This window comes from Paenibacillus sp. MY03 (assembly GCF_002165585.1).
Lineage (GTDB): Bacteria > Bacillota > Bacilli > Paenibacillales > Paenibacillaceae > Pristimantibacillus > Pristimantibacillus agaridevorans.
This window is the reverse complement of record NZ_MXQD01000004.1, coordinates 115980-141586: the sequence shown is the minus strand read 5'-3', so window position 1 is coordinate 141586 and position 25607 is coordinate 115980. Positions and strand designations below refer to the sequence as shown.

The 25607-nt window shown below is 51.8% G+C and carries 21 protein-coding genes; 15 read left to right on the top strand and 6 right to left on the bottom strand.

Annotation, left to right across the window (positions count from 1 at the left end; genetic code table 11):
* Positions 1-28: 28 nt before the first annotated feature.
* From B1748_RS03245 to melA, 4 genes are all read left to right on the top strand, one after another.
* On the top strand, positions 29-481 hold the full coding sequence (locus B1748_RS03245; protein ID WP_087566436.1) for a MarR family winged helix-turn-helix transcriptional regulator: 453 nt from the start codon (positions 29-31) through the stop codon (positions 479-481).
* Between the two features lie 322 nt (positions 482-803).
* Complete coding sequence (locus B1748_RS03240; protein ID WP_087566435.1) at positions 804-1475, top strand: sulfite oxidase-like oxidoreductase; 672 nt, start codon at positions 804-806, stop codon at positions 1473-1475.
* Between the two features lie 36 nt (positions 1476-1511).
* A complete protein-coding gene (locus B1748_RS03235) occupies positions 1512-2429 on the top strand; it encodes an AraC family transcriptional regulator (protein ID WP_306299309.1) in 918 nt (305 codons plus the stop codon).
* A 127-nt stretch (positions 2430-2556) separates the two neighbouring features.
* The gene (gene melA / locus B1748_RS03230) at positions 2557-4077 is read left to right on the top strand and encodes an alpha-glucosidase/alpha-galactosidase (RefSeq protein ID WP_087566434.1); all 1521 of its coding nucleotides are present in this window, start codon (positions 2557-2559) and stop codon (positions 4075-4077) included.
* A gap of 130 nt (positions 4078-4207) precedes the next feature.
* Here the strand turns inward: melA and B1748_RS03225 are convergent, their stop codons facing one another.
* Positions 4208-4846: a 3'-5' exonuclease gene (locus B1748_RS03225; protein ID WP_256975505.1), complete on the bottom strand. Its 639-nt coding sequence runs from the start codon at positions 4844-4846 to the stop codon at positions 4208-4210.
* Between the two features lie 245 nt (positions 4847-5091).
* On the opposite strand from B1748_RS03225, the gene B1748_RS03220 reads away from it, so the two are divergent.
* Entirely contained in the window at positions 5092-6357 is a 1266-nt protein-coding gene (locus tag B1748_RS03220; RefSeq protein ID WP_087566432.1) for an MFS transporter, read from the top strand.
* A 6-nt stretch (positions 6358-6363) separates the two neighbouring features.
* On the opposite strand, the gene B1748_RS03215 is transcribed toward B1748_RS03220, so the two are convergent.
* Positions 6364-7227, bottom strand: a complete 864-nt coding sequence (locus B1748_RS03215) for a helix-turn-helix domain-containing protein (RefSeq protein ID WP_087566431.1) — start codon at positions 7225-7227, stop codon at positions 6364-6366.
* A gap of 151 nt (positions 7228-7378) precedes the next feature.
* On the opposite strand from B1748_RS03215, the gene B1748_RS03210 reads away from it, so the two are divergent.
* From B1748_RS03210 to B1748_RS03185, 6 genes are all read left to right on the top strand, one after another.
* Positions 7379-10072 carry a glycoside hydrolase family 78 protein gene (locus B1748_RS03210; RefSeq protein WP_087566430.1) on the top strand — a complete coding sequence of 898 codons (2694 nt, stop codon included), beginning with the start codon at positions 7379-7381 and terminating at the stop codon, positions 10070-10072.
* A 404-nt stretch (positions 10073-10476) separates the two neighbouring features.
* Positions 10477-11670 carry a peptidoglycan-binding domain-containing protein gene (locus B1748_RS03205; RefSeq protein ID WP_256975504.1) on the top strand — a complete coding sequence of 398 codons (1194 nt, stop codon included), beginning with the start codon at positions 10477-10479 and terminating at the stop codon, positions 11668-11670.
* A 185-nt stretch (positions 11671-11855) separates the two neighbouring features.
* Positions 11856-13154, top strand: a complete 1299-nt coding sequence (locus B1748_RS03200; protein WP_087566429.1) for a DUF445 domain-containing protein — start codon at positions 11856-11858, stop codon at positions 13152-13154.
* Complete coding sequence (locus B1748_RS03195) at positions 13151-14491, top strand: DUF445 domain-containing protein (protein ID WP_087566428.1); 1341 nt, start codon at positions 13151-13153, stop codon at positions 14489-14491. Before B1748_RS03200 ends, B1748_RS03195 begins: the two co-directional genes overlap by 4 nt.
* A 159-nt stretch (positions 14492-14650) precedes the next feature.
* The gene (locus B1748_RS03190) at positions 14651-16885 is read left to right on the top strand and encodes a right-handed parallel beta-helix repeat-containing protein (RefSeq protein WP_087566427.1); all 2235 of its coding nucleotides are present in this window, start codon (positions 14651-14653) and stop codon (positions 16883-16885) included.
* An 82-nt stretch (positions 16886-16967) separates the two neighbouring features.
* Positions 16968-17906: a VanW family protein gene (locus B1748_RS03185; RefSeq protein WP_087566426.1), complete on the top strand. Its 939-nt coding sequence runs from the start codon at positions 16968-16970 to the stop codon at positions 17904-17906.
* Here the strand turns inward: B1748_RS03185 and B1748_RS03180 are convergent.
* Complete coding sequence (locus tag B1748_RS03180; protein WP_087566425.1) at positions 17903-19033, bottom strand: copper amine oxidase N-terminal domain-containing protein; 1131 nt, start codon at positions 19031-19033, stop codon at positions 17903-17905. The genes B1748_RS03185 and B1748_RS03180 overlap by 4 nt on opposite strands.
* A 259-nt stretch (positions 19034-19292) precedes the next feature.
* On the opposite strand from B1748_RS03180, the gene rbsK reads away from it, so the two are divergent.
* The 3 genes from rbsK to B1748_RS03165 are packed head-to-tail and all read left to right on the top strand — an operon-like array spanning position 19293 to position 21216.
* On the top strand, positions 19293-20249 hold the full coding sequence (rbsK, locus tag B1748_RS03175; RefSeq protein WP_087566424.1) for a ribokinase: 957 nt from the start codon (positions 19293-19295) through the stop codon (positions 20247-20249).
* Positions 20250-20271: 22 nt separating this feature from the next.
* The gene (locus B1748_RS03170; protein ID WP_256975503.1) at positions 20272-20736 is read left to right on the top strand and encodes a hypothetical protein; all 465 of its coding nucleotides are present in this window, start codon (positions 20272-20274) and stop codon (positions 20734-20736) included.
* Positions 20737-20796: 60 nt separating this feature from the next.
* Entirely contained in the window at positions 20797-21216 is a 420-nt protein-coding gene (locus B1748_RS03165) for a hypothetical protein (protein ID WP_143810230.1), read from the top strand.
* A 220-nt stretch (positions 21217-21436) separates the two neighbouring features.
* On the opposite strand, the gene B1748_RS03160 is transcribed toward B1748_RS03165, so the two are convergent.
* The 3 genes from B1748_RS03160 to B1748_RS03150 all read right to left on the bottom strand — a co-directional run bounded on the left by B1748_RS03160 (position 21437) and on the right by B1748_RS03150 (position 24387).
* On the bottom strand, positions 21437-22597 hold the full coding sequence (locus B1748_RS03160; RefSeq protein WP_087566422.1) for a mandelate racemase/muconate lactonizing enzyme family protein: 1161 nt from the start codon (positions 22595-22597) through the stop codon (positions 21437-21439).
* Positions 22598-22620: 23 nt separating this feature from the next.
* Complete coding sequence (locus tag B1748_RS03155; protein WP_179215349.1) at positions 22621-23604, bottom strand: zinc-dependent alcohol dehydrogenase; 984 nt, start codon at positions 23602-23604, stop codon at positions 22621-22623.
* 81 nt (positions 23605-23685) lie between these two features.
* The gene (locus B1748_RS03150; protein WP_087566420.1) at positions 23686-24387 is read right to left on the bottom strand and encodes a PIG-L deacetylase family protein; all 702 of its coding nucleotides are present in this window, start codon (positions 24385-24387) and stop codon (positions 23686-23688) included.
* Positions 24388-24615: 228 nt separating this feature from the next.
* Here B1748_RS03150 and B1748_RS03145 point away from each other — a divergent pair, with 228 nt between their 5' ends.
* On the top strand, positions 24616-25272 hold the full coding sequence (locus B1748_RS03145) for a GntR family transcriptional regulator (protein ID WP_087566419.1): 657 nt from the start codon (positions 24616-24618) through the stop codon (positions 25270-25272).
* The last annotated feature ends 335 nt before the right edge of the window (positions 25273-25607 follow it).

The window sequence follows — 25607 nt, the reverse complement described above, 5'->3', positions numbered from 1 at the left end:
GTATAGATCCGGATGGGAGTGGCGTACGTTGAACGAAAGCAATGGAAGACGTTATGCTCTGATGAAGGAGCTGGACGATATATTCCGCGAGGTGCGGAAGCTCATTATCGCGGAATGGAATCGGCACAACGTGCATGGGCTTAATATGACGCATGGCCGGATGCTCATTATTTTGTCCGAGACGGGAGCGATTCGTTCTTCCGAGCTTGCCGAGAGACTATCCATCACCAACGGAGGCGTGACGGGAATCGCGGACAGACTCATCGATCTCGGGTTCGTAAAGCGCGAGCGGAGTGAGCGGGACAGGCGTGCAGTGCAGCTTATGCTGACAGAGCAAGGCAAGGCGGTCGTCGGCGAGATGATGAAAACTCGGGAGCGGGTTATGATGAAGTTGTTCCATAATTTGAGCGAAGAGTCGATGACCGCGGGCATCGAACTGTTTCGACAGATGAGCGTGAACATGGCGGAAGCGCAAGAGTAAGTGGACGCCGAATGTTATCAAATTTATGACGATATAGTACAGGAATGATCGTTTACGTAACCGGCTGCCACTCGCAGCTGGTTTGCTTGTTATATAGGAAATTATGCGACTCCCAGACTTGTGAACATAAGATTAAGGAGTCTAACAGACACCAGCGACGCTATTTGTCCAATTTTTACCTCAAACAAAATCTAACAGACAGGAAAGACGCTATTCGGTCGTAATGGAGCTAATTTGCGCTATGATGATGCCAATAATGTCGTGTATGTCCGTTAGCGAGCGGAAGCTCGGGTTGATTACCCTCTAGGAGTGTGAGCGGAAGATGAATAACAAAGCGGAAAGACTGAAGAAGGTTTCCCCCAAGCTGCCTCAGGCGCCTGCGGAAATTGCCCATCGCGTGCCGCCGGGCCAGACGGTGACGGAACGGTTCCCAATCCTGCACGAAGGAGACGTGCCGGAATACGATCTTGCGTCCTGGAAGCTTCGCGTGTTCGGCGAAGTGGAACAGGAGAAGACGTTCTCCTTCGACGAACTCCTCGCTTTGCCGCAGACCAAAGTGCAGTGCGACATCCATTGCGTCACGCGTTGGTCGAAGCTGGATACGGACTGGGAAGGGATCAAGTTCTCCGAATTGCTGCCGCTGCTGGGAGCGAAGCCGGAAGCCCGCTACGTCATGATCCATGCGGACGAAGATTACGAGACGAATATTCCGCTTGCGGATCTGCTTCGCGAAGACGTTATTCTGGCGCATCGCTTCGACGGCGAGCCGCTGACGGACAAACATGGCTGGCCGATGCGGCTCGTCGTCCCTCATCTCTACTTCTGGAAAAGCGCCAAGTGGATTACCGGCATCGAATTTATGAAGGAGGACCGTCCCGGCTTCTGGGAGCAGAACGGCTTCCATAATTATGCCGATCCCTTTAAGGAAGAGCGGTTCTCCAGCGAAGAATTTCACATGCCAGAGGATGAATGGCTGAAGGAGGAGTTTGATTAATATGTATTTGCCGATGTACGAGGCGGTGCAAGCTTTATGAGCAATGATCCGGCGCCAAGCTTCGGCCTGTTCAAGCGCGAATGGATGAACAGCGAGCTGCATCCGCTAGTTTATGCGTACTACTACAAGCAATGGTCGGACTACTCGATGGATTATCATACGCATGACTCCATCGAGATCATGTACGTCATTACTGGCGAGTGCCGAATCGAGACGGATTCGGCGCCCGCGTATTCTTCATCTTCCCACGCGCTTAGAAGAAGCGACTTCATCGTATTGGATGCCAACGTTCCTCACCGACTCATTGTGGACGATCGCGGGCCGTGCCGGATGCTCAACATCGAGTTTACGATGCAGGAGAAAGCTACAGGTCTGCCATCGCTTCGAGCGCTGGCTAACGAGGATCCTCTCGTGGCGGAGCTGACGGAAGAGAAGTCGCCGGTGCTCGTGCTGCGGGACAATGACGAGCTGTATCCGCTGCTCAAAAGTCTTGTGCTGGAGTTGGATGCCGGCGAGCGGAGGCGGGAGATGCGGACGGGGCTGCTGTTCGCTCAGTTGTTCGTAACCTTGGCCCACATTCGCAAGGAATCGCTTAAGGTCGAAGAAAATCCGATCCATCATTATGTGAAAGCGGCCGTTCATTTCATTCATCATAATTACGATCGCGATATACAAGTAAAAGACATCGCCGCTTCCGTCAATCTGCATCCCGGATACTTGCACCGCATTTTTCGGGAAGGCACGGGCGAGACGGTGACCGCTTACCTCAATGAAGTCCGAATGGCCAAAGCGAAAATGCTTCTGGGTCAGACGGATATTCCCGTCGCCGATATTTGCGATTATGTCGGGGTGGGGAGCCGCCCATACTTCCATGCCATGTTCAAAAAACATACCGGCATGACGCCGATCGCTTATCGGAATTCCTTGCAAACCCATAAGTATTCCATTGAATAAGTGACGATTTCTAACACCTCTTCCGCGAGCTCGTCAGGATATTGATAACGGTTTCTTCTTTGTGTTGCTACAATAGGGATGAGAAACACATACCCAGTTGTCAACCATTAGAGAAGGAGTTGATTTTATGTCTTCTTACAAAATTACATTCATCGGTGCGGGTTCGATCGGATTTACGAGAGGGTTGTTGCGCGACCTGCTGTCGGTGCCGGAGTTCGCGAATACGGAAGTAGCGTTTACGGACATTAACGAACATAACTTGCGCATGGTGACGGAATTATGCCAGCGCGATATCGACGAAAACGGTCTGTCCATCCGAATTCAAGCGACCACGGATCGCCGGTCAGCGCTGCAAGGGGCCAAATACGTGATCTGTACGATTCGCGCCGGCGGTTTGGAGGCATTCGCGACGGATATCGACATCCCGCTAAAGTATGGCGTCGATCAATGTGTCGGAGATACGTTAAGCGCGGGAGGCATCATGTACGGTCAACGCGGCATTGCCGCGATGCTGGACATCTGCCGTGATATTCGGGAATGCGCGTCTGAGGACGTGCTTTTGCTCAACTACGCCAATCCCATGGCGATGCTGACTTGGGCATGCAACAAGTACGGCGGCGTTCGCACGATCGGCCTGTGCCACGGCGTGCAGGGCGGACACTGGCAAATCGCGACGGCTTTCGGGCTCGAGAAGAAGGAAGTGGATATTATCTGCGCCGGCATTAACCATCAGACCTGGTACATCTCCATCAAGCACAGGGGGGAAGACTTGACCGGCAGGCTGCTGGAAGCATTCGAGAACCACGAGGATTTCAGCCGAACGGAAAAGGTGCGTATCGACATGCTGCGCCGTTTCGGGTACTACAGTACGGAATCCAATGGACATCTGAGCGAATACGTGCCATGGTACCGGAAACGTCCGGAGGAGATCGGAGATTGGATCGACCTCGGTTCGTGGATCAACGGGGAGACAGGCGGTTACTTGCGAGTAAGCACGGAAGGGCGCAACTGGTTCGAGACGGACTTCCCGAACTGGATGAAGGAGCCCGCGTACGAGTACAAAGGCGAGAAACGCGGCGAGGAGCACGGCAGCTACATCATCGAAAGCCTGGAGACGGGGCGGGTGTATCGAGGGCACTTCAACGTCGTCAACAACGGCGTCATATCCAATCTGCCGGATGACGCCATTATCGAGGCGCCGGGTTACGTGGATCGCAACGGCATCTCCATGCCGCATGTCGGCGAGCTGCCGCTAGGCCCTGCAGCGGTTTGCAACGTGAGCATCTCCGTGCAGCGATTAGCTGTGGAGGCGGCGGTGAGCGGCGACGATCAATTGCTGCGCCAGGCGTTTATGATGGACCCTCTGGTGGGTGCGGTATGCAACCCCAAAGAAATCTGGCAGATGGTCGACGAGATGCTGGTGGCGGGGGAACAGTGGCTGCCGCAATACGGCGACGCCATCGATGCGGCCCGCGAGCGGCTGGAGAAGGGACCTTTGCTGCCTACCCGTGATTACAAGGGAGCTGCCCGTCTGAAGATCAAGACAGTGGAGGAGATGCAGCAGGATCGGGAATCCGCCAATCGCAATGCGGGCGAGTCGGATAAAGGAAAAGATCGGGAAAAGACGGCAACGTCTTCGAATGGCTGATGGATATAATGCCGCTTGCATTGCGGCTGCAAGAACGCAAAGAGAAAGACCCGGATACGGCATCCGGGTCTTTGCTGCGCCGCCAAAGGACGGCGACAGCCGTTTCGCCTTGGTTGTTATGCATGGCGAATTAAGCTTCGCGAGGCGCGTATTTCAGCTCGATCGGCACAAGTTTGGCGTTTGGGGGACTCCACTTGGGAGGGCCGTATTTTCTCATATATCCGAGCACGTTCAGCGAATCCATTGCCGGCTGTTCTTCATGCATTGTCCGGAACAGCTCCCAGCAAGCGATGACGTCGTTTAAAGCGCGATGGCCGCCGATCAGCGGAATGCCGTAGCGGTCGCACATATCCTTAAGGGTATGCGGGTATACATGTCTTGCTCTGCTGATGGTCAACGTATCGATAAAATCGTTCCGGAACGACCTTCCCGCGATTCTCATCAGGGAATGATGAAGAAAGCTGAGGTCGAACTGGGCGTTATGGGCGATAAGTATATGATCGCCAAGCATCCGGTTCAGGATGCGGAACGCGGTATCCTCGTCCATGCCGCATGCCGTCATGTCGTCCGTAATGCCGGTAAGCTCCGTAATTTTGGGAGACAGCTTGCCGTCGTACTGCACCAGCGTGCTAAACTCTCCAGCGACGACTCCGTTTACGACACGGATCGCCGCCATCTCGATGACGCGGTCGTTTTTGGGGTCGAGCCCGCTCGTCTCGAAGTCGAATACCGTAAAGCTAAGCTGTTGAATTGCATTTATTGGAATCACCGCCTTCTCGGTACTGAGAACCGAACTTTTTGAACACATATTTTATGTATTCTACATCAGGCAGGAATTCCCTCCTTCAGAAGCGGATTCCTGCAAGGGAAGCTTTGTAGCGAGCGTAGAATCAGTGATAGGCGGAATTCTGTTTTTGGATAGAATTGGACTTCCCATCCCGACCCGATATGATAAACTAATCGTATTGGCAACAACAACGGAGATACGTGTTGAGCGACGAGGGGGAACGTCAGATGGCATTGCGGCATTTGTGGCATACGATGAAAGACATGGCGAAGGGAGAGGGCATACCGCCGGAGAGAAGGCTTGGCAAAGATGCCGTAACCGCTCTGCTGATTCATAGCTGCTTTCAGTTCGGGGCTTCTATGTCGGGCTTATTTTTGAACTTGTATCTGTGGCGGTTGACCCAGGATCTCAAAGTTAATGCGCTGTACAACCTCATTGTGTTCGCGATTACCCCCATTGCTTTTGCGGCGGGCGGCTTGATCGCGAAAAAACGCGATCGGATGGTGACGTATCGAGTCGGCATCGTGATGATCGCGTTGTTTTATTTGATGGTTATTTTGGCGCAGGAGCAAGTCCCGCAATATTACGTCTGGTTCGCATTGTTCAACGGGATCGCTTCGGGTTTCTATTGGACGGGTTATCTCGTTCTTCAATACGATGTGTCGACGGAGGCGAACCGGATTCGGTTTTTGGCGATGAACATGGTCATGTTCAATGGCGCGGGGCTGCTGGGACCGGCGCTTGCGGGATTCGTCATTCAGCGGAATGACGGACTGCAAGGGTATATAACGATCTTTACGATCGCATTTGTCATGTTCGTCATAGCCGCCGTTGTCAGCTTTCGAATCCCCATGGTGGAAACCCATCACAAGGTTTATTATCTAAAATTAATGGGGCTCGTCATGCACCGTAACCGACGCTGGCTGAAGGCGCTGTACAGCTTCTTTATACTGGGCCTGTTCCAGGGGCTGATGCTGTTCTTGCCCAATATTATGTTGTTCCAGGCGGTGGGACGGGAGGACTGGGTCGGATATCTCGGGGTTTTCTTCTCCTCGCTGACTGTCGCTACGGGGTATGTTATCTCGCGCAAGGCGCAGAAGGAGAACGTCAGACAATACGTATTCCTGTCCACGACAGGCGTAGTGGCAGGTTCCGGGCTGCTCCTCTTCGGCGTGGAATTGTGGTCCGTCGTCCTGTTTATGATCCTGTTCTCGATCTGCAATCCGCTTGCCATCAATACGCTAACTTCTTATTACTACAGGCTGATCGGCACGCTTCCGCTCAAAGGACAGCTGCGAATCGAATCCGTCGTTATGCGGGAGTTGTTCCTGAATGTAGGCAGGGTGCTGTCGATCGCGCTGCTGGTGCTGTGGGCCACCGATCTGGAGTCGGCGATTATGCCGGTCATCTTGTTCATCATGGCCGTCCTGCAATATTTATTGGTGTTCCTTATCAGGGAGAAAGGGCGGGACATGGAAAAAGCGGAGCATTAAAGGAAGTTATTCGCGCTTCCGGTATTGGCTCGGAGTAAGACCGGTCAGCCGCTTGAACACCGCGTTAAAGGAATGAATGTCCTTGTAGCCGACAGCTTCGGCAATATGCTGAATCTTGTCGGACGTTCGCAGCAAGAGCTCCGAGCTTCGGCGAACCCGGACGGACTGCCAATATTTGAACCAGCTTTGGCCGGTGTGTTGGTGGAATAACCGTTGCAAGTGTCGCTCGCTGAAGCCGCTTAAGTGAGCGAGATGCGATAAAGTCAGCTCCTGCTCGCAATTATTGCGAAGATAATGCAGAAGATCCTGGAAAGCCGCTTCCTTGGGCAGCGACTGGTCCGTATTCTCGCTCTCTCTCATGGAACGGTGCAGCTCGACCATGAGCTGGAATAGCAGCGCATGCAGCATATCTTCACAGCCTGGCGCACGTGTCGAATACTGCTCGAACATAGACTGGAACAGGCGCTCGAAGCGGTCGTTCCGATCCCGGACGCTGTAATTGCTTAGGAGGCCATCTCTCATTCGCCACAGGAAATCGACTGTCGGCTTCTCCGAGGCAAATGCGATAAGCTTGGGCAACAAGTTGGGGGAGAAAAGGCAATTGATGACGACCAGCTTCTGTCCCGAGGTGGATTTTGGACGGAAGACATGGGAGATGCCGATGGGCAAGTAAAACAGCTCCCCCTTGCGGACCTTCTGCACCGATTCTCCGATATGGTGGAAGCCTTCGCCCTCCACGATATACGCGATTTCGAGAAAATCATGATCATGGAACGGACCAACAAAGTTTTCGTCGTTCCGATTTACATAAATCAGCTCGTCTTGCTTAAAGAAGTAGTTGCCCCGTAACGTTTCTGTCGTTTTTTTCATGAAAACTCCCTCCAGCTTCCTGCAAAAAAAAAATGTCCGTTTTACCCATTCATTATGTCCATTATACCTATAATCGAATGTAATTGCTCTCTTATAATAAGAACTATATTACGTGCAGCTCTTAGGAGCCGTTATTATGGGAGGGTTAACGATGATCCAAGTTACAAGTGTCCAATGCGAATACCAGCACAATCCGATCGGCATCGGGGAGAGGCAGCCACTGCTCAGTTGGAAGCTGGAAGCGACTTCTGGCCAACGCAAAGTCAATCAATCAGCTTACGAGCTCGAAGTCGCATCGGATGCGGGCTTCCACGACATTATGTGGCAATCCGGCATCATTTACACGGAGCAATCGACCTTCGTCGAAGCGGCAGGTCTAATCTCCGAATCGTGCAAACGTTATTATTGGCGCGTTCGCGTATGGGATGGGGACGGAGTCGTATCGGACTGGTCTCCTGCCGCATTTTGGGAGACGGGCAAGCTTAAGGGAGAGACGTGGTCGGGCCAGTGGATATCGGCGCCTTTGGCGCAATTGCCTGCGGATGCCGAGCAAGTACCGCTGCTTCGCAAAACATTTACCCTGCGCGGTCAGGTTAAGCAAGCTCGAATCTATGCAACTGCGCTGGGCCTGTACGAACTGGAGCTGAACGGAAAGCGGGTTGGCGATACGTATTTCGCGCCGGGCTGGACGAGCTACAACAATGTGCTGCAGACGCAGACGTACGACGTAACGGATCATTTGACGGCTGGCAACAATGCCATTGGCGCTTGGCTCGGCAACGGTTGGTATAAAGGGAATCTGGCTTGGAGCCATCAGAAGGAGATTTATGGCAATCGGTTGGCGCTTCTAGCTGAGCTTCACGTCCAGTATGAGGATGGCGGCGAAGAGGTTATTGCCACGGATGGAAGCTGGACTTCGGCCCCGGGCCCGATACGGATGTCGGAAATCTATCACGGGGAAACCTATGATGCTTCGCTGGAACACCCCGGCTGGAGCACGACTGCATTTTCCGAATCGTCCGCTTGGCAGTCTGTTGAGGCGATTTCGCAAACCTACGAAGTGCTGACGCCGCAGATTAACGTGCCGGTACGGAAAAAGGAGACGCTGAAGCCCGTAGAATGGCTGACGACGCCGAGGGGCGAGACCGTTATCGATTTCGGCCAAAACATGGTCGGATGGGTGAAATTCAGCGTACGGGGAACGGCGGGTGACGAGGTATCTTTGAAACATGCCGAAGTGCTTGATGCCGAAGGTAATTTCTATACAGACAATCTGCGATCGGCGAAGCAAAATATCCGTTATACGTTGAAGGGGGAAAGCATCGAAACGTTCGAGCCGAGATTTACGTTCCAGGGATTCCGTTTTGTCAAGCTGGAAGGGGCGGTGTCAGCGTTCGAGCGGGATGCGTTCGAAGCTGTCGTTATCCATTCGGACATGGAGGAGACAGGGAAGTTCTCTTGCTCGAATCCGCTAATTAACCAGCTTCAGAGCAATATTCGTTGGGGGCTGAAGGGGAACTTCGTCGATGTGCCAACGGATTGTCCGCAGCGCGATGAACGTCTGGGCTGGACGGGAGATGCCCAAATGTTTATAGGAACGGCCGTCTACTTGAACAATGTGGCGCCATTTTTCGCGAAGTGGTTAGGCGATCTCGCAGCGGATCAACGAAGCGACGGAGCAGTTCCGTTCGTCGTGCCGCATGTGCTGGCCGACGACTCTTACGGATCGGCGGCATGGGGCGATGCGGCCGTCATTATTCCGTGGACGTTGTATGCCAGCTATGGCGACAAACGTATTTTGGAGCGGCAATATGACAGCATGAAGGGCTGGGTATCGTACGTCGAGGCGCAGGGAGATCAACCTTACCTGTGGAATACGGGCTTCCACTTCGGCGATTGGCTGGGGCTCGACGCCAAGTCCGGCGATTATATCGGAGCGACGGATCGCGATATCATCGCATCGGCCTTCTACGCTTATTCCGTTAAGCTTGTGCGGAAGTCGGCGGAGGTGCTTGGCCGGGAAGAGGATGCGGCGCACTATGCGGAGCTTGAGCGTCAAGTCGCGGATGCGTTCCGCAAGGAATTCGTGACGCCGGGCGGACGTCTCTCTTCGTCGACGCAGACGGGACATGTACTGGCGCTTATGTTCGAGCTGCTCGACGAACCTTCCGAGCGTCGTTCGGCGCTGCGATTGAAGGAACTGCTGGAAGCCAGCAAACATCATCTGACGACGGGGTTCGTAGGCACGCCTTATATCAGCCACGTGCTAAGCAAACATGGCATGCTGGACGAGGCGTTTACGCTGCTTCTGCAACAGGACTACCCGTCCTGGCTCTATCCCGTAACAAAAGGAGCAACGACGATCTGGGAGCATTGGGACGGCATCAAGGAGGATGGCAGCTTCTGGAGCGCGGATATGAACTCGTTCAATCACTATGCCTACGGCGCCGTGGGAGACTGGCTCTACCGCACGGTCGCGGGAATACAGCCTGAGGAGTCCGCGCCAGGATACAAGCGCTTCGTCGTTGCGCCGCAGCCGGGAGGCGGGCTAACATTCGCCGAAGGCGAGCTGGAGACGATGTACGGCAGAATCCGCTCGGCTTGGAAGCTCGGCGAAAACGGCGTCATCGAGCTGGAGGTTACCGTGCCGCCGAATACGAGCGCGGAGATCCGGTTGCCGGGAGCGGCCGGCTCCGACGTCGTCGCGGAGAGCGGACAGCCGCTGGAAAGCTCGGCAGGTTTAACGCTGCTGAAGTCTGGTGATGGCGTAATCGTGGAGGCAGGCTCCGGCACGTACAAGTTTGCGTACGACTTCAACGGCCAGCCGGCTGTTGCGATTAGCTAAGAGTTCAACTTGGCATGAATATCGTGAGCGTAGGAAAGATAGCGAAGATAGAGATGACAACCGTATAAACCCAACCGTACAACAGCTTCTTCGGATTATGACCGGAGGAGCTGTTTCTTTATAATATAGGAAATTATGCGATATACCAGACTGTGGGTAATGATTTCAGCTGTTATGGGAAAGCGCCCATAGGCGTTAGTAACGCTTATGGCTCCGAAAAGTAGGCGAACGAGCAGCTGTAGGCGTTAAAAAAAGCGTTGCCAAGAGCAGCCGATTGTGCTTGCTGTTAGTAAAAGGGGGTTATAGATAAAGATTTTTTTGGATAGCGCGTAATGAATTCCGAAAAATGGGGATAGTAAGCAAGGAAATAAAAACCCCTATTTAGAGAGGCTGTGTGCGATCCAGTGAAAAATCAAGTCAGAGATGCTTCAGGAAAAAAAAGAAGGCAACACCCTGCAATTCGTGCAGCTAAATATGTAAGTGTGGCTGTTATTACGTTAGCGCTTATGTTCAGTCTGCCTCAAACGACTCAGGCAGTTGGCAAAAAGGCGAAGGGTCCCGACGTATATGTCATTCAAGGCATGCTGAAGTCGATCGGCAGCTACGCAGGTCCAATTGATGGTTATTACGGACCTCAAACCGTAAAAGGTGTAAAGTATTATCAAAAAATGCACGGATTGCAGGTAACAGGCTCAGTGGATGCAAAAACGTTACAATCGATTACCTATTCCTATTCCGCTGCTAAGGCTGGCACGAAAGCGCAAGCCAAATGGAAAGGAAAAGCAAGTGGCAAAGGTGCAGGCGTTGGAGCAGGCGGTGCAGGCGGCGCAGGCGGTGGAGCTGGTGGTGCAGGCGGCGGTGCAGGCGGCGCAGGCGGCGGAGCTGGTGGTGCAGGCGGCGGAGCAGGTGGCGCAGGCGGCGGAGCTGGTGGTGCAGGCGGCGGAGCTGGTGGCGTAGGCGGCGGTGCAGGTGGCACAGGCGGCGGAGCAGGCGGCGGTGCAGGCGGCGGAGCAGGTGGCGCAGGCGGCGGAGCAGGTGGCGCAGGCGGCGGAGCAGGCGCAGGCGGTGGTGCAGGAACCGGTATCGAAGGAGGTGCCGGCGGCACAGGAACAGGCGGCGGCAAAGGCAACATCGGCGGCGGAACTGGCGGCACAGGAACAGGCGGCGGCAAAGGCAACATCGGCGGCGGCACTGGCGGTACAGGAACAGGCGGCGGCAAAGGCAACATCGGTGGAGGCACAGGCGGCGAGAAAGGCAACATCGGCGGTGGTACTGGCGGCGAGAAAGGCAACATCGGTGGCGGTAAAGGCAACATCGGCGGTGGTACTGGCGGCGAGAAAGGCAACATCGGTGGCGGCAAAGGCAACATGGGCGGTGGCACTGGCGGAGCCGGAACAGGCGGCGGCAAAGGCAACATGGGCGGCGGCACTGGCGGAGCCGGAACAGGCGGCGGCAAAGGCAACATGGGCGGCGGCACTGGCGGAGCCGGAACAGGCGGCGGCAAAGGCAACATGGGCGGCGGCACTGGCGGAGCCGGAACAGGCGGCGGCAAAGGCAACATGGGCGGCGTGGACAGCAAGTCCAAAAGCCAGCAATAACGTGGCTCCGCGCTAAGCGGAAATGAAGGACCTGACGATTGGCGTCAGGTCCTTCTCTGGTTGCATTGGGGGATACGACTGACGCAGTAGAGCTATTCGACTAGGGCAGGTGGTTGACGGAACTAAAAAAGGGTAAACTAGCAGTAGAAGATTCTAGCAATTATAACAAAGTTGGTGATGGGAGCATGCGTAAGAACAACATCAAATCCCAAGCGAATGCATTGCTTGCTCTATCGGCGGCAGGCATATTGGCCACGTTCCCGTTCCAGCATACGTTCGGCGGAGGGCTGCTGTTCGCGGCTTTCAGCGCGGCGACAATCGGCGGGTTGGCGGATTCGTTTGCGATCAGCGCCTTGTTTGGCAATCCGCTGCGAGTAGCGTGGCCGTCGTGGATGGGTACGCGTATTATCGCAAAAAATCGGGAGCGGCTGATTGGCGAATTATCGGATATGGTAGAGAAAGAACTGCTTACCGTCGACGCCATCAAAGAAACGTTGGAGGAGTTGAACTTGGCCGATGTCGTCGTTCGTTATTTGCGTGAACATGGCGGGGAAGAGAATGCGAAGGAGCTTGCCGTCAAGCTGGTCGCTGACTTGCTGGGCAAGGTGGATGCCGAACAGCTTGCGCTAGGTATCGAAGCGTTTACCAAGGAACGGGCGGGTACGATCCAGATTGCCGATCTTATTGCGGACGTAGCAGAGTGGAGCGTAAAGAACGGATACGATGATCGAATCATCACGTTCGGCGCCGAGCAATTGGCCAGATTGGCAGGTACGCCGCAATTTGGCGAGCTGATCGAGAAGTTTGCTACCGCTGCCATCAAATCCTACGAAGGAGATAAGTTCAGAAGACGTTTGGTCGACTTTACGGCCGGCATGAACGCGCATGCCATCAGTTCCAAGGTGCAAGCCTGGATCGTTCAATTTCTCTCGGAGCTCGGTCAAGCCGATCATCCGCAAAGAGTGGTGCTGCGCGGTAAAATAATCGATCTCGTAAAAAAGCTTCGCGAAGACGAGGCATTACGGCAAAAGGTCGAGGCTGGAAAACATCAGCTGCTGCAAGCCGCACACGGAAACCTGAAGCTGGACGAATTTCTGGCAGTCCGCTTGGAGAGAATTCGAGATAAACTGACTGAAGCGCAAGGTATGTCTAACGACGATTCTGTCTCACAGCCGCTTATGTGGCTGCGCGCGCAATTGAATAAAGGGATGGCTCGGTTGGCGTCGGATAGAAGCCTTCAAACCTCTCTCGACGTTATGATGAAACGTGGATTGTTATCCTGGATTACGCAGAAACATGCCATGATCGGTTCCCTCGTAAGAGAGAAGCTCGGCGCATTCTCGGAGAAGGATCTGATCGAGCTCGTCCAAGATAAGGCGGGCAAGGACCTCCAGTATATCCGGTTAAACGGGATGCTCGTGGGATCCTTCGTCGGAATCGTGCTTTATTGCGCAACCTTCTGGATAGGGGGTGGCGGTTCATGACGATGAAACAAAAGGCAAATGCTAGCCTGCTGTTGCTTGCCTTGCTGTTTATCGGCGCGGCGGTCGGTCATTACTATTATGCCGCTGCCTGGTGGTCACGGCTTTTGCTCTATACGGCCGAAGCCGGCCTTGTCGGAGCGCTGGCGGATTTGTTTGCGGTAACGGTACTGTTCCGCCATCCGTTCGGCTGGAGCTGGATACCTCATACGGCGATTATCCCAAGGAACCGCGACAAGCTGGTGGACGGCGTCGCTTATATGGTAGAAGAGCAATTGCTCAACAAGGAGCTCATCCGCGACAAAATCAAACAGTTCCGAATCGTGGAAGCGCTGATCTCGTGGGCGGACAGTCGCCCGGATGGCAAACGGATATCCGATCTGGGCTGGACGTTGGCAAGCAACCTGATTAAGAGGATGGATACATCCGCAACATCTCAAACTTTGGATCATCATACGAGGAATGCGCTGCGGGGAGTCAATCTGTCAGCGTATGCCGGCAAAGGGCTGAAATGGATTCTTCGGAGCGGAAACGTTCAGAGCTGGCTAGGGTATATTGTCGATTATGCTGCAAGGCTGACAGCAGGCGATGCAGTCAAAGAAGCTATTCGAGAGATGCTGTCCCGAGAGAAAAACAAGTTCGTGAACGAAGGCGGTTCTATCGCAAGATGGTTCAAACAAAAAATCGTCGAGTTCGCGGAATCCGCGGATGCGCTTAATCTTGACGATGCGGCCCAGACACTCCATCGCGATCTGCTCACGTTTATGGAAGAACTGAAACGACCGGACCATGAAATGCGCGTCTTGCTGGAGACGCAGCTCCATGTATTGGCGGATAAGTTGTCCGACAGCAAGGACATTGCCGCTTCTATCGAAACGTGGAAGCTGGAGATGCTGGAGCAAATCTCTTTGCAGCCTACCATTGAGGCTCTGCTTAAGACTGTTCAAGGATTGCTGACTGAAGGAGCAGAGGTAAAGTATGTGGTCACCGACGAAGGCACTTTGCGCCAGGCGGATGTGAAGGCTTGGTTTGCAGGACTGTTGGACTCGTATTGGGAATGGTTTAAAAATGACGAAGAAACCAAGTCGCAATTGGAAGAATACGCTCAGCAATTCGTCAGACAGGTAATCGAGACGGAGCATGCCGTGATCGGAAAAATTGTGCGCAAGACGCTCGGCGGTTTCACGAAAGAGCGACTCGTCTCTTTTATCGAGAGCAAGGTTGATGTCGACCTTCAGCGTATTCGACTTAATGGCGCTTTTATCGGTGCCGGGGTAGGCGTCTTGATCTATGGTTTCTTGCACGGAATTTACGCGCCGTTGCTGAATTGGATATTTTGAACAACCTCTTAGGGCTATATGCCCGAGCAGGAGCCCCGAATGGATGCCTCGTACCGGCGATCGTTCGGGGCTCCCTTCATAAATTAGGACTATCTGTTCTGTATACCGCACAAATGCGGTGGTATAGTTGGAAGGTAGTGGAATTTAAGGGGGGATATCATGAAATTAATCCTATTTAGTGCACTCATTGCATGCCAAGTGGCAATGACGGTGGCGTCGTTATCAGGCTTTCAGCGAACAATTGTGCCTGCCGCAGCGAACGTATTAGCAGGCATTACGCATAGTGTGAGTCGAAGCGCTGCCGTAAGCTTGCAGGAGGCAGAATTGCCTGACGGGGCAGATCCCACGGCCTACCAAACAAAGCTGCATACCATCGATCTCAAACGATGGGGCATTCGCAACGATGGCAGCAAGCCGGTTGAAACGACGCGGGGAATAAACAGAGCGCTTGTTTGGGCGCATAACTCGGGCATTACGGCAGTCACACTTCCTGCGGGCACGTATACCATCGACAAAAACAGCAACATCGAGATGGTCGCCAATATGCTGTTCGAGCTTAGCGACAAGGTGACGATTCAGAAGGAGCCAAACGCGAAGGAAAGTTATTTTTTGCTTCAAGTGAGGTACGGCGACAATAATGTTACGCTCAGAGGCGGAATCTATAAAGGCGACAAGGACCAGCATGATTACTCCAAGAAGGAAAGTCCATATACTCCCGGCACCCATGAAGGCGGATACGGCATCAGCGTCATCGGCGCGGAAAATGTGACGATCGATGGGGTGAAAGCGACACATTTTACGGGAGATGGATTAGTACTGGGCGGGCATGGAACGATGGTGCGGGATCTGTACGAGAACAGCTTTGAGTCGGGAGGCATAGACGCCAAAGGCAAACGGGTCGCCGATCCGGCGAAAATTAGAACATCCATCCCGTTGAAGTTCGACCATGCGATTTTTAAAGATCGGCGCGAATTCGAAATGGCTAATAACCTCAAGCTGCCTCGCAGCTTCGATATCTTCTTCTATTCCAGCAAAAACACGCTAATCAGCAGTCTTAAAAGCGTCAATGCTCGCGACATCATCGCTTTGCCGGACGGAGCGAGCTATGCCCATCTCGTGTTCTCGCAAAAAGGCTTCAAAGGGGCCTATATCGAGCAATGGAACCGTGTAGTCAGCTCTAACGTCGTCGTCCGGGATTCGGAATTCGCCTACAACAGAAGACAGGGGATTACGGTGGGCGGCGCGGATCGCGTGCTGATCGTAGGTAATGAGCTTCATCATATGAAAGGCACGATGCCGCAATCCGGGATCGATGTGGAAGGCGGCTTCGGCGAGAACGGCAATCGAAACAGCAATATTATGATCAAGGACAATAAGTTCCATAATAACGCCTCCTATGACGTTATCCTGTATGACGGAAGGGACGCCATCGTGGAAGGGAATCATTTGGCCTCCAAAGGAGCCATCGGATTGGCCGTATCGCCTCCGTTTACAGGGGCGCTCATAAGAGGGAATCATTTTGACGGAACGCGTATTATCGCTTATCACGACGTCACGTTCCAGGACAATCGGCTAAACAACTCGTACACGACGCTGGAGGGGCCTCGCATTACCATCGACGGCATGGAAGTAACGGACGGAATTTTGGGCATCAGCGCAAAGGAAGCATACGGGGTTACGGCAAAAAACGTGACGATCACTAGCAAAAACAAATCGGCAGAGGCCGGACTGTCGTTATTCGGCAAGAAGGTGAAGCTGTCCAACATTACGATTATCGGCGAATCCAAGCTTCGTACCTTTAACGGCGGCGTTGAGCCCGGCAGCGTGATCGACAACTTGCAGGTGTTGAATTACAATGCCACCTATGGTTTGTCTCTGCCTCCGGCTACCTACACCAATTGCCGTTTCGAGGGCGCGGAAGGCGCCAAGTCGGGAGCAATCGGTTTATCCTTGGGCGGGAAATACGTGTTCGACGGTTGTTCGTTCCGAATCGGCTCTACCGCGATGAACGGACTGATCGCAGACAATGCCAAGCTGGATCTGACTATAAGGAACTCAACCTTCGAAGGGCTTGGCGATGCGTCCCTGATATCCGTGCAGTCGGCAGCTAACGTGCTGATAGAAAATAATACCTTAATCGCGAATCGATTGACTCGGGAAAATGTGGAGTTGATCAAGCTCAACGATTATTGGAAGCGGAACGATAAACACGATATTTTAAAGGCGGTCATCCAAGGCAACGACATTTCATCTAACCTGTATGCCATCGGGATCTCGACCTTATACGCTGGAACGGATGCGCCTGCCTATACAATCAAAAATAACAAGCTGAAGCATGCAGCGTTGACCATCAAAGACAATGACGTATCGGAAGGAAACGAGCTAAATAATTGAAGAAGGCCTCCAATCATGGATAAGTCTGCTTTCACTGCCGCATACTAATCCGATTACTACGGAAGCGGGAGCTGAGTGACAGATGAGCTTGACTTGGATATTGGCAGCGATGATGCTGATCGGAACGCGGGAGACGGCGCAAGAGCCGATCAACATCGTTCACCAAGGCGAAACGTTATCGCAAATCCAACAATCGGATTATATACACGATCTTCCTGTAGGACCGTTGATTGACGAGAGCAAGCTCGACGCGCTGATCAAGCATGTGGCTGAGCGGGTGGAGACCGAACCTCGCAACGCGGTGCTTGACGGGGCCGGTCGAATCGTGCCGGAGAAGCCGGGCATGAAACTGCACGGCGCAGAGTTTAGACGTCGATTATATGGGAGCATGTTCGAGAAAGGCGGGGTCGAGCTTGAGGTGCCTCTGCGCCCTGTCTTTCCTCGCGTAGACAGCGAAGTTCTCTCAGCGATCAAGGTCAATGCGATTGGCTCGTATTCGACGTACTTCAACAGCCGGAATCGCAATCGTTCCTCTAATATCGTGTTATCTGCAAAAGCGATTAATAATACGGTAATTTTCCCAGGCGAAAAATTTTCCTTTAATGGCACAGTAGGAAAGCGGACGCGGGAGAAAGGATATCTTCGGGCGCCGGTTATCGTTCGGGGAGAGCTTTACGAAGATATTGGCGGCGGCATCTGCCAGGTATCCTCTACGTTGTACAACGCGGCGGATCGGGCAGGGCTCACGATCGTCGAACGATACTCTCACAGCCGTAATGTCCACTACGTGCCCCCGGGCCGCGACGCCACGGTGAGCTGGTATGGCCCCGACTTCGTATTCGTCAATCCGTACAATCATCCCGTTCTTATTCGCGCATACGCGGGACCGGGTTCCGTGAGCGTCACGATCTTCTCCTCTGACATGCTCGAAACGCGGCCGCGCGAGGTGCCCGGAGCATCGCGCACGCTCCCCGAGGAAGTGGACCTCGAGGAACGCGGCGTAAACGGAACGAGCGATTAATCGTTCAGCTTTACTTCAATGCCAAGGTAATAGTCGCCTTCCGCGCCTTCCTGGAACTGCGGTGATACAGCTCCTTCGTAGAGATCGTCGCTGCTCGAAAGGCGCAGTGGCAGAGCAACGGGAAGGGCTCCATCCGGCATGTAATGGGCGGTTACCTCATAGTTCCCGATGGGGAGCAGGGGCACGCCGATCCCGCCTGTCAACTCGGAAGCGCGCTTTACGATGGTTTCGCCTTCCGTGCCGTCCAACAGCGGACCCTTCGACGACAAAGTGATGACGATATCGGAGGGATTCCAGAGGGACTGACCTGATGCGTCAACTTCCATAAACAAGGTTCCGGTAATGGGAGCTGCCGTCAATGTGCGAATGCCGCCTTCTAGGGAATCGACAGGCCCGGACAGATCGGCATGGAGATCGCCGATGTAACTTTTGCCATGATATTGAATCTCGTACGTAGGAGACAACGTCCAGTTGTCTCCTTTTGTGCTTAATGGAAGCTCGATGGAATAATAGCCGTATTCGCTAGACAGTCCGCTGGCTTCCATGTCAGGAGAATCCGTATGAACAGCGATGACCGGAATGCCAGGCTCAGCCGAGCCGCTCTCGTCCGTCACGCGTCCCGCGATCTGCCGCGGCTCCGCTCGCAGGGGAATGGGATCCATATCATATTGATCATAAATGCCAATTGCAAAGGTATCCTGCGTTGACATATAAACGACGTCATATCCGCTATGTTCCGATACGAACCGCAGGGGGACTAGCGTATTGCCGCCTATCATTTTTGCCGGAGCGTCAAGCGCCGTTTCCTCGCTCCCGACTCTAGCGATAAAGCTGTTTATCGTCAATTCAATTTTGAAGCCGTCCTTTTCCCCGCTGGCTACTTGTTCCTCGCCATCCCATGTTACCGTATAACCCAGCGCCTCGAAGATCGCCCGGAAGGGGACAAATGTCCTGCCGTCTTGAATGATAGGGGATGCATCCCCAAACGTTAATGATTTACCGTTCACGTATACCTCGACCGTTCTTTCTGCCGAAAAGGCCGCACCCGGGAACAACATGGCCGAAATCCATAACAAGGCGAAAATTAATGTAATCGTTTTCCTTCGTTTAAGCAGCGTCTCCTTCATACTTCTCGTCACTCCTTGTCGGGAAGTCGGTATGCTTGCATGAAGTCATTATAACGGAAATCTAATGTCGAATACTGTCGAATTTGTCCGTCGATCTACAAATAAGTCGCTCGACGCAGACGAAATCTGCATGTACCTATCTTTGTTAGCCAATTGTTGCAACAGAATAGCCAGATTATGCAAGACGGTGACGCCCCTGATCGGTTAAACTACTAGATAACAAACATATGATCAGTAATCGAAAGGGATGAATGGAACGATGAAAGAACAACCCGCAATTGCCGTCTTGGGCAGTATAAATATGGATATCGTAGTCAGCGTAAAGCAGCATCCGCTGCCGGGAGAGACGATACACGGCTCGGAGCCGATGTACAGCCCGGGAGGAAAAGGAGCCAATCAGGCTGTAGCGGCGGCAAAATCCGGCATTAAAGTCAGGATGGCCGGAGCGGTAGGAACGGATGGGCATGGACGAGATCTGATGGCGTCACTAGATGGCTACGGGGTGGATACCGGCTCCGTTGCCGGCAAGGAAGGCTCGTCAGGGCTTGCTTTTATTACGGTAGACGAGGCTGGAGAGAACTGCATTATTTTGTCGCCAGGCGCCAACGGCAAGATGTACCCAGAGGAATTGGAGAAGGTGTGGCCGGCTATCGAAGGCTGTTCCGCCGTGCTGCTGCAGAACGAAATTCCGCTTAAGACGACTTTGGCGGCAATGAAAGAAGCAGCGAAGAGGGGGCAACGAGTCTATTTTAATCCTGCACCGGCTGTCGAGCTGCCCGAGAATGCTTATGCGGCAATCCATTGTTTGATTTTGAACGAAACGGAGGCCGATACGCTGATTGGCGGGAGGTTAACGGCAGAAGAAGGAGATGAGGCCGCCGCCGAAATCCGGTCTGCGCGGGCGCTGGTTGAAGCTGGCGTAGAGAGCGTAGTGCTCACGCTGGGAGCCAAGGGAGCCATTTACGCGGACAAATCCGGGGAGACGATTCGCGTCAAAGCGTTTGCCGTAGAGGCGGTCGACACCACTGCCGCCGGCGACACATTTATTGGCGCGTTCGCCGCGATGCGGGAGAGCGGCGAGACAGTGGGGCGTTCTTTGCGTTATGCTTCCGCTGCCGCGGCGTTAACCGTAACGAAGTCTGGCGCTCAGCAGTCGATACCGGTAAAGGAAGAGGTCGAATTATTTTTGGAAGGAAGAAGTTTTTTGTTAACGTAAAGGTTGGAGGGAGGTGAACGTATTGAAGTCCAAAGTACTCTTTACAATCGTAATCATGGCCATGTTCATCCTTTTGTTAAGTGCTTGCGGCAATACGGAAAAGTTTAAGCATATTGAGGTTTTCGTGATAGAGACTTCGGAAAAAAACGATGAAGGTTACTTTGAAACGTCGGGATATAAAAAGGTGAATTCCGTAACGGTTATCGAAGAGGGAGAAAAGCATATCCGAACGGAAATAAGAATGATTGAGGACGTTTATGATATAGAAGGGAATTACGTGAAAACGGAAGTGATTTACAGCAAAGCCTACCAATCGAATTTATCGTTCACCGACGAGGGATTTGAGCATAGAGAAGAGCTTGTCAAGCCTTCGACCATCTTAATTCCGGACGAAAAGTGGGAGAGATTTAAAATTCAAGATTTGACGGAGGAGCAACAGTCCGCCGTAGAGGAGCATGTACGAGCGCTTACGGAGGGAATGAAATAACATCCGGAATGTAGCCTGACCTTCGGATCCGAGTATGCCGTTACACGCTATGAAAATCGTTTGGGAGGCCGGGTTGCCGTAATCGCCTATGATTTGCAACAAAATAAATCCGCATCGATTTACAATTACAAGCGAAAGGAGCAAATCAGAGGCATTACGGAATGGCTTGGACGGAGTAATCTACCCGTTTATGCATTGATGGATCCGAGTGTGTTCGTCAGTGCGCAAGAACATCATGAATCCGGCGATAAGCTGATTGCCGCTTACAATCTAAGCCTGGATCCGCTTGAGCAATTTACGCTGGCAATCAATTCAAGCTGGAATAAACCTTTCGCTTACCGCTTACAGGACGACGGTGTCTGGACGTTGGTCGATCAAACCGATAACTTGGTGCTAAAGGAAAAGGTTGTCATGCATGTCCGTGGGCCTTTTGCTACGCTGCAGCCGCTTGTTTTGCGGTTAAGCAATCGGGCGATGTAGCCCGGAGTTGATTCCTGCACAAGAAAACCACAAGCTACCTGGATCTCAATCCTGGAAGCTTGTGGTTTTTTCCAAATTATAAGAATTTATAAAGTTTCACTTTTATAATTAGGCTTATAATTCATCGGTAAACGCGCCCGTCCAAAGGACGGCGTTAGCCGTTTATCCTTGTGCTGCTCGCTATGTATGACGGCCTTTCACTGTCACTTCTCGAAACCGACTACAGAATCTGTCCGATTCGAGGCTGAAACTCTGGGTTTTGAGGATCATAGAATACCATCTCGCGCTCAAAGTTATTTCCGTACTGGTCAAGCTTTGTAAGATCCAAGTCAATTCCGAAGCCAGGTCGGTGTGGCAGGGCGATTTTACCTTGATTAAATACTAATGGCTCACGAAGCAGATCGCCTGTCATGAAGTTGAGGTGGGTATCATTCGCAAATGGGAAATTACGCGATGAAGCGATAAGATGAACGTTGCCTAATGTTCCAATGCCTGTTTCTGCCCAGCTGCCAGTAACACACCAAACGCCGGCTTCATTAGCCAAGTCGACAATTTGCTTGGCCTTCAATATGCCGCCAGCTTCAGAGGGGTACACGAGGAAGCAAGCACAGGCTCTTTTGTCAATTAATCGCAGCGCATCTTCGAATGTAGCACAACCTTCATCAGCGATAATCGGCACATCGACTGCACGAGCTACTGCGGCCATTCCGTCGATATCATCATACCGTGTCGGTTGCTCGACCATTTGCAAATCGTACTTTTCCATACTGCGAATCGCTTTAATTGCTGTAGGGACACTCCAGTTCTGGTTGGCGTCTATACGAATTTTAACGGCAGGTCCAACTGCTTCGCGGACGGCCTTCACGCGTTTCTCATCCAAATCAATGTCACGTCCAACTTTGAGCTTTAACTCCGTATATCCAGCCGCAACAAATTGGCGAGCTTCTTCGGCGTTAATCTCCGGCTTATCAATAAAAATATATCCGGCAAATGCAACTTCAGATTTACACTTCCCGCCAAGCAGGTTATAAGCAGGTGTATTCAGAATTTTGCCACGTAGATCAAGCAGTGCCATCTCGACACCTGCCATTCCGTAATAGCCGATTTGTTTCCAATTTACACTATATTCCTCTAATTGATGAAGGATGGATTCCAGCTCCATGGGGTCGCGACCGATCAAGAATGGTGCAAATTCTTTGTCAACGACCGTCTGAATAACGGGGATCGTAGGTCCTACGGACTCCCCTATTCCGATTAAACCCTCGTCCGTCTCGATCTGGATAATAAGAGAAGGAGCGCTGTATCGTGTACCACCTGACCATACTTCTCCCTTAAAGAAAGGAATTTTAATGGCTTTTGTTCTGACAGCTGTAATTTTCATTGGAATACCTCCATGTATGAGTACTAGTTATTGGTTACAATGATTTTAATAGCTTGATTAGAGGGGAGCCTCGCGTAATCCAAAGCCTCATTCATTTGATCAAAAGGATAATGATGGGTAAGCAGCGGCTTAACATTCACCGTATGGCTGGCTAACATGTCGATCACCCGGGGCCATACGTGGGGGGCATTTGTTGAGCCCAGCAGCTTTAATTCCTTCATGACCACAGCTTGAATATCGACCATAATCGGTTTGCCTGGCAATCCGAACAGCAGTAATTGCCCCCCTATTTTTAACAGCTCGATACTTGACCGCAACGACTGTTCCGTTCCTGCTGCATCAATCGCAATATCTTGCGTGTTCATTAAAGGTAAAAGGTCAGCGTCCACTGTTTTCAAATTTACACAATAATCCGCACCTAATGATCGTCCTAACTCAAGCCGAGCTTCTTGCATGCCTACCAATGTTACACAACGGACTCCCGCAGCCTTCAATAGCTGTACATAATATAAACCCGTCGGTCCATCGCCCATCACCACGGCATGCATACCTAATTGAATCGATAGTTTGTCGATACCGCCTAAGCAGCAATGCAGCGTTTCCGCTTGGGATGCTTCCTCGAAGCTGACGGAATCAGGCAATGCGTACAGATTCGAAGCAGGTACCGTAAAGTATTGCTGCCAGCCCCCCGGATAATGAAGGCCAATTTCGCCAGCAGTAGGACAGCGATGTTTATTGCCTGAACGGCATTGGGGACAGCTCCCGCAGCCAATCAATGGATCGATGCAGACGCGATCTCCGATTGACCAACCATCCGATTGCTTACCGATTCGCACGATACTGCCAGCTAATTCATGCCCTAAAGGGAGCGGAGGAGAGTTGAATTGCGCGTGACCGCTCATCAAATGTAGATCAGTACCACAAATCCCGATCGCTTCCATTCTCACCTCAACTTGGCCGATGCCGGGCGGTTCGCGAAGAACATGGCGCATCTGTACTTCATTCACGCCAATCCATTCCCAGATCTTCTTAAGCTGCTCGATATGTATCCCTCCTAAACGATTCACATGATGAAGCATGTATGGTCATTACGGTAGTAAATGAGATCCACCCATGACAGGATACAGAGGAAGATTGCGGAATGCCTCCGCATATTTCACGCCGATCGCCGAACCCCGGATGACAGACGGTCTTGACAATAATTCAACATAATCATCTCCGTACATATGCTGCAGCCACTCATCTTGACTTTTATGACACTTTATCATCTGGCTTTTCAACTCAAAGCTGTCGGACACATCTACATAAACTTCAGGGTCAAATCCAATGCTTCCAACATTGTCCATAATAAAAACATGCGGAATAGAACTCATTGGCGGGTATTCCGTTTCAATGAGCGGAACGGTTACAGGAATGCGGCAGTCAATGGCAATTTCACCGCTAATTCGGTGGTCCGGATGATAATCATTCGATCCGTGCACGATCATAAAATCCGGATTTGCTTTGCGAATGGCGTTAATGAAGGCTAGCCGTGTCTCACGATCATGGAATAGAAACTCATCATCATACCCCATCCAGATCAGATCTGCCCCAATTAAAGCAGCGGATGCTTCTGCTTCCTTCTTGCGTATAGCTGCAATTTCTTCCCTGCTTAGCGTCGGAGATCCGACGTTCCCATTTGTTGCAATCATAATCGTTACATGGTCACCTCGTGCGGCACACTTAATTAATGTACCTCCGCACAAGCCCTCCACATCATCGGGATGTGCTCCTATAGCCAATACTCTCATTTAGTCATCCTCCGTCGCTAAAGCGATTACAAATTCATTTAATTTAATAGGTGATTACAACCAAATTAAACCACAGACAAATAAATATTGTCAACAATATTCAAATACTATTCTGTTATTCTTTTGATTGAAATATTGTCATTTGAACTTTGTTGACAAAACATAAACAACTCAGTAAGGTGATAGAAAGTAAATCAGATCGTTGAAGTAGAATGGGGGAGTTATGAGGTGAAAAGCTTTACTTTTAATCAACAGACGAATATCTCCCTTAGGGAAAGGGTCACCAACCATTTACGGGATGCCATTCTTAAAGGGGAATTGATATCTGGTAGTCGGTTAAAGGAAAAGGACGTAGCGGATCAAATGGGAGTAAGCCGTGGGCCGGTTCGGGAAGCCATCCGACAATTGGAGAGGGAAGGTTTGCTCGACACCCACCCCTATCGAGAAACAGTTGTTGCTGACATTGGCACCGACGAAGTTAAGGAGATATTGATTCCGATTCGCTTATATCTCGAATGGTTCGTGATTAAGAAATATATGGATCAATTCGACGATGCGTTCTATGAAGAATTGCAGCAGGTTGTGAACGAAATGTCGATCTGCTTCAAAAATAATAAAATGGATCAGTTGATTGAGCTGGACATTCAATTTCACGCCATGCTCATTAAAGTTGCATCCGAGAGAACCGTATTAATGAGCTGGAATAGTCTCCTGAACCAAACACGCCTACATTTCATTAAAAATATTCGCTACTATGCAGACGATCGGATCGTTACAGATCATCAAATACTCCTAGATAAGCTAAAGACGAAAAAACCCGACATCATCTTGCCAGAGCTACAACGTCATCTTAAAGGAGAAGAATCTTTTCTTTTCACAAAGTAATTCTTCATTCATGTAAGATGGAATGTTTACGGATTATAAAAAGGAAAACCGATTTATCATATTTTGAAAGGGACGCGGCCTGATCAGCAGCGTTCCTTTCGTTTTTTTTAGGGGGAAAATGGGAAAAGCTCTGGAGCCCTATGAGGATCAGTGGCGCCTAGTGATGGGAGAATTCTCAATTGAGCCCACTTTTAGCAAAAGTGAATCGAGAGAAAAGCGCGGTAGATCGCCCTAGGAGCCGTAAGATCCTCGAATTCAGTTTCCTGTGGGATTAGAAAGCGACGCTCCGATTAGCTCCACAGACCATCTCGCGATTTAAAGAGAAGGTACGAGAG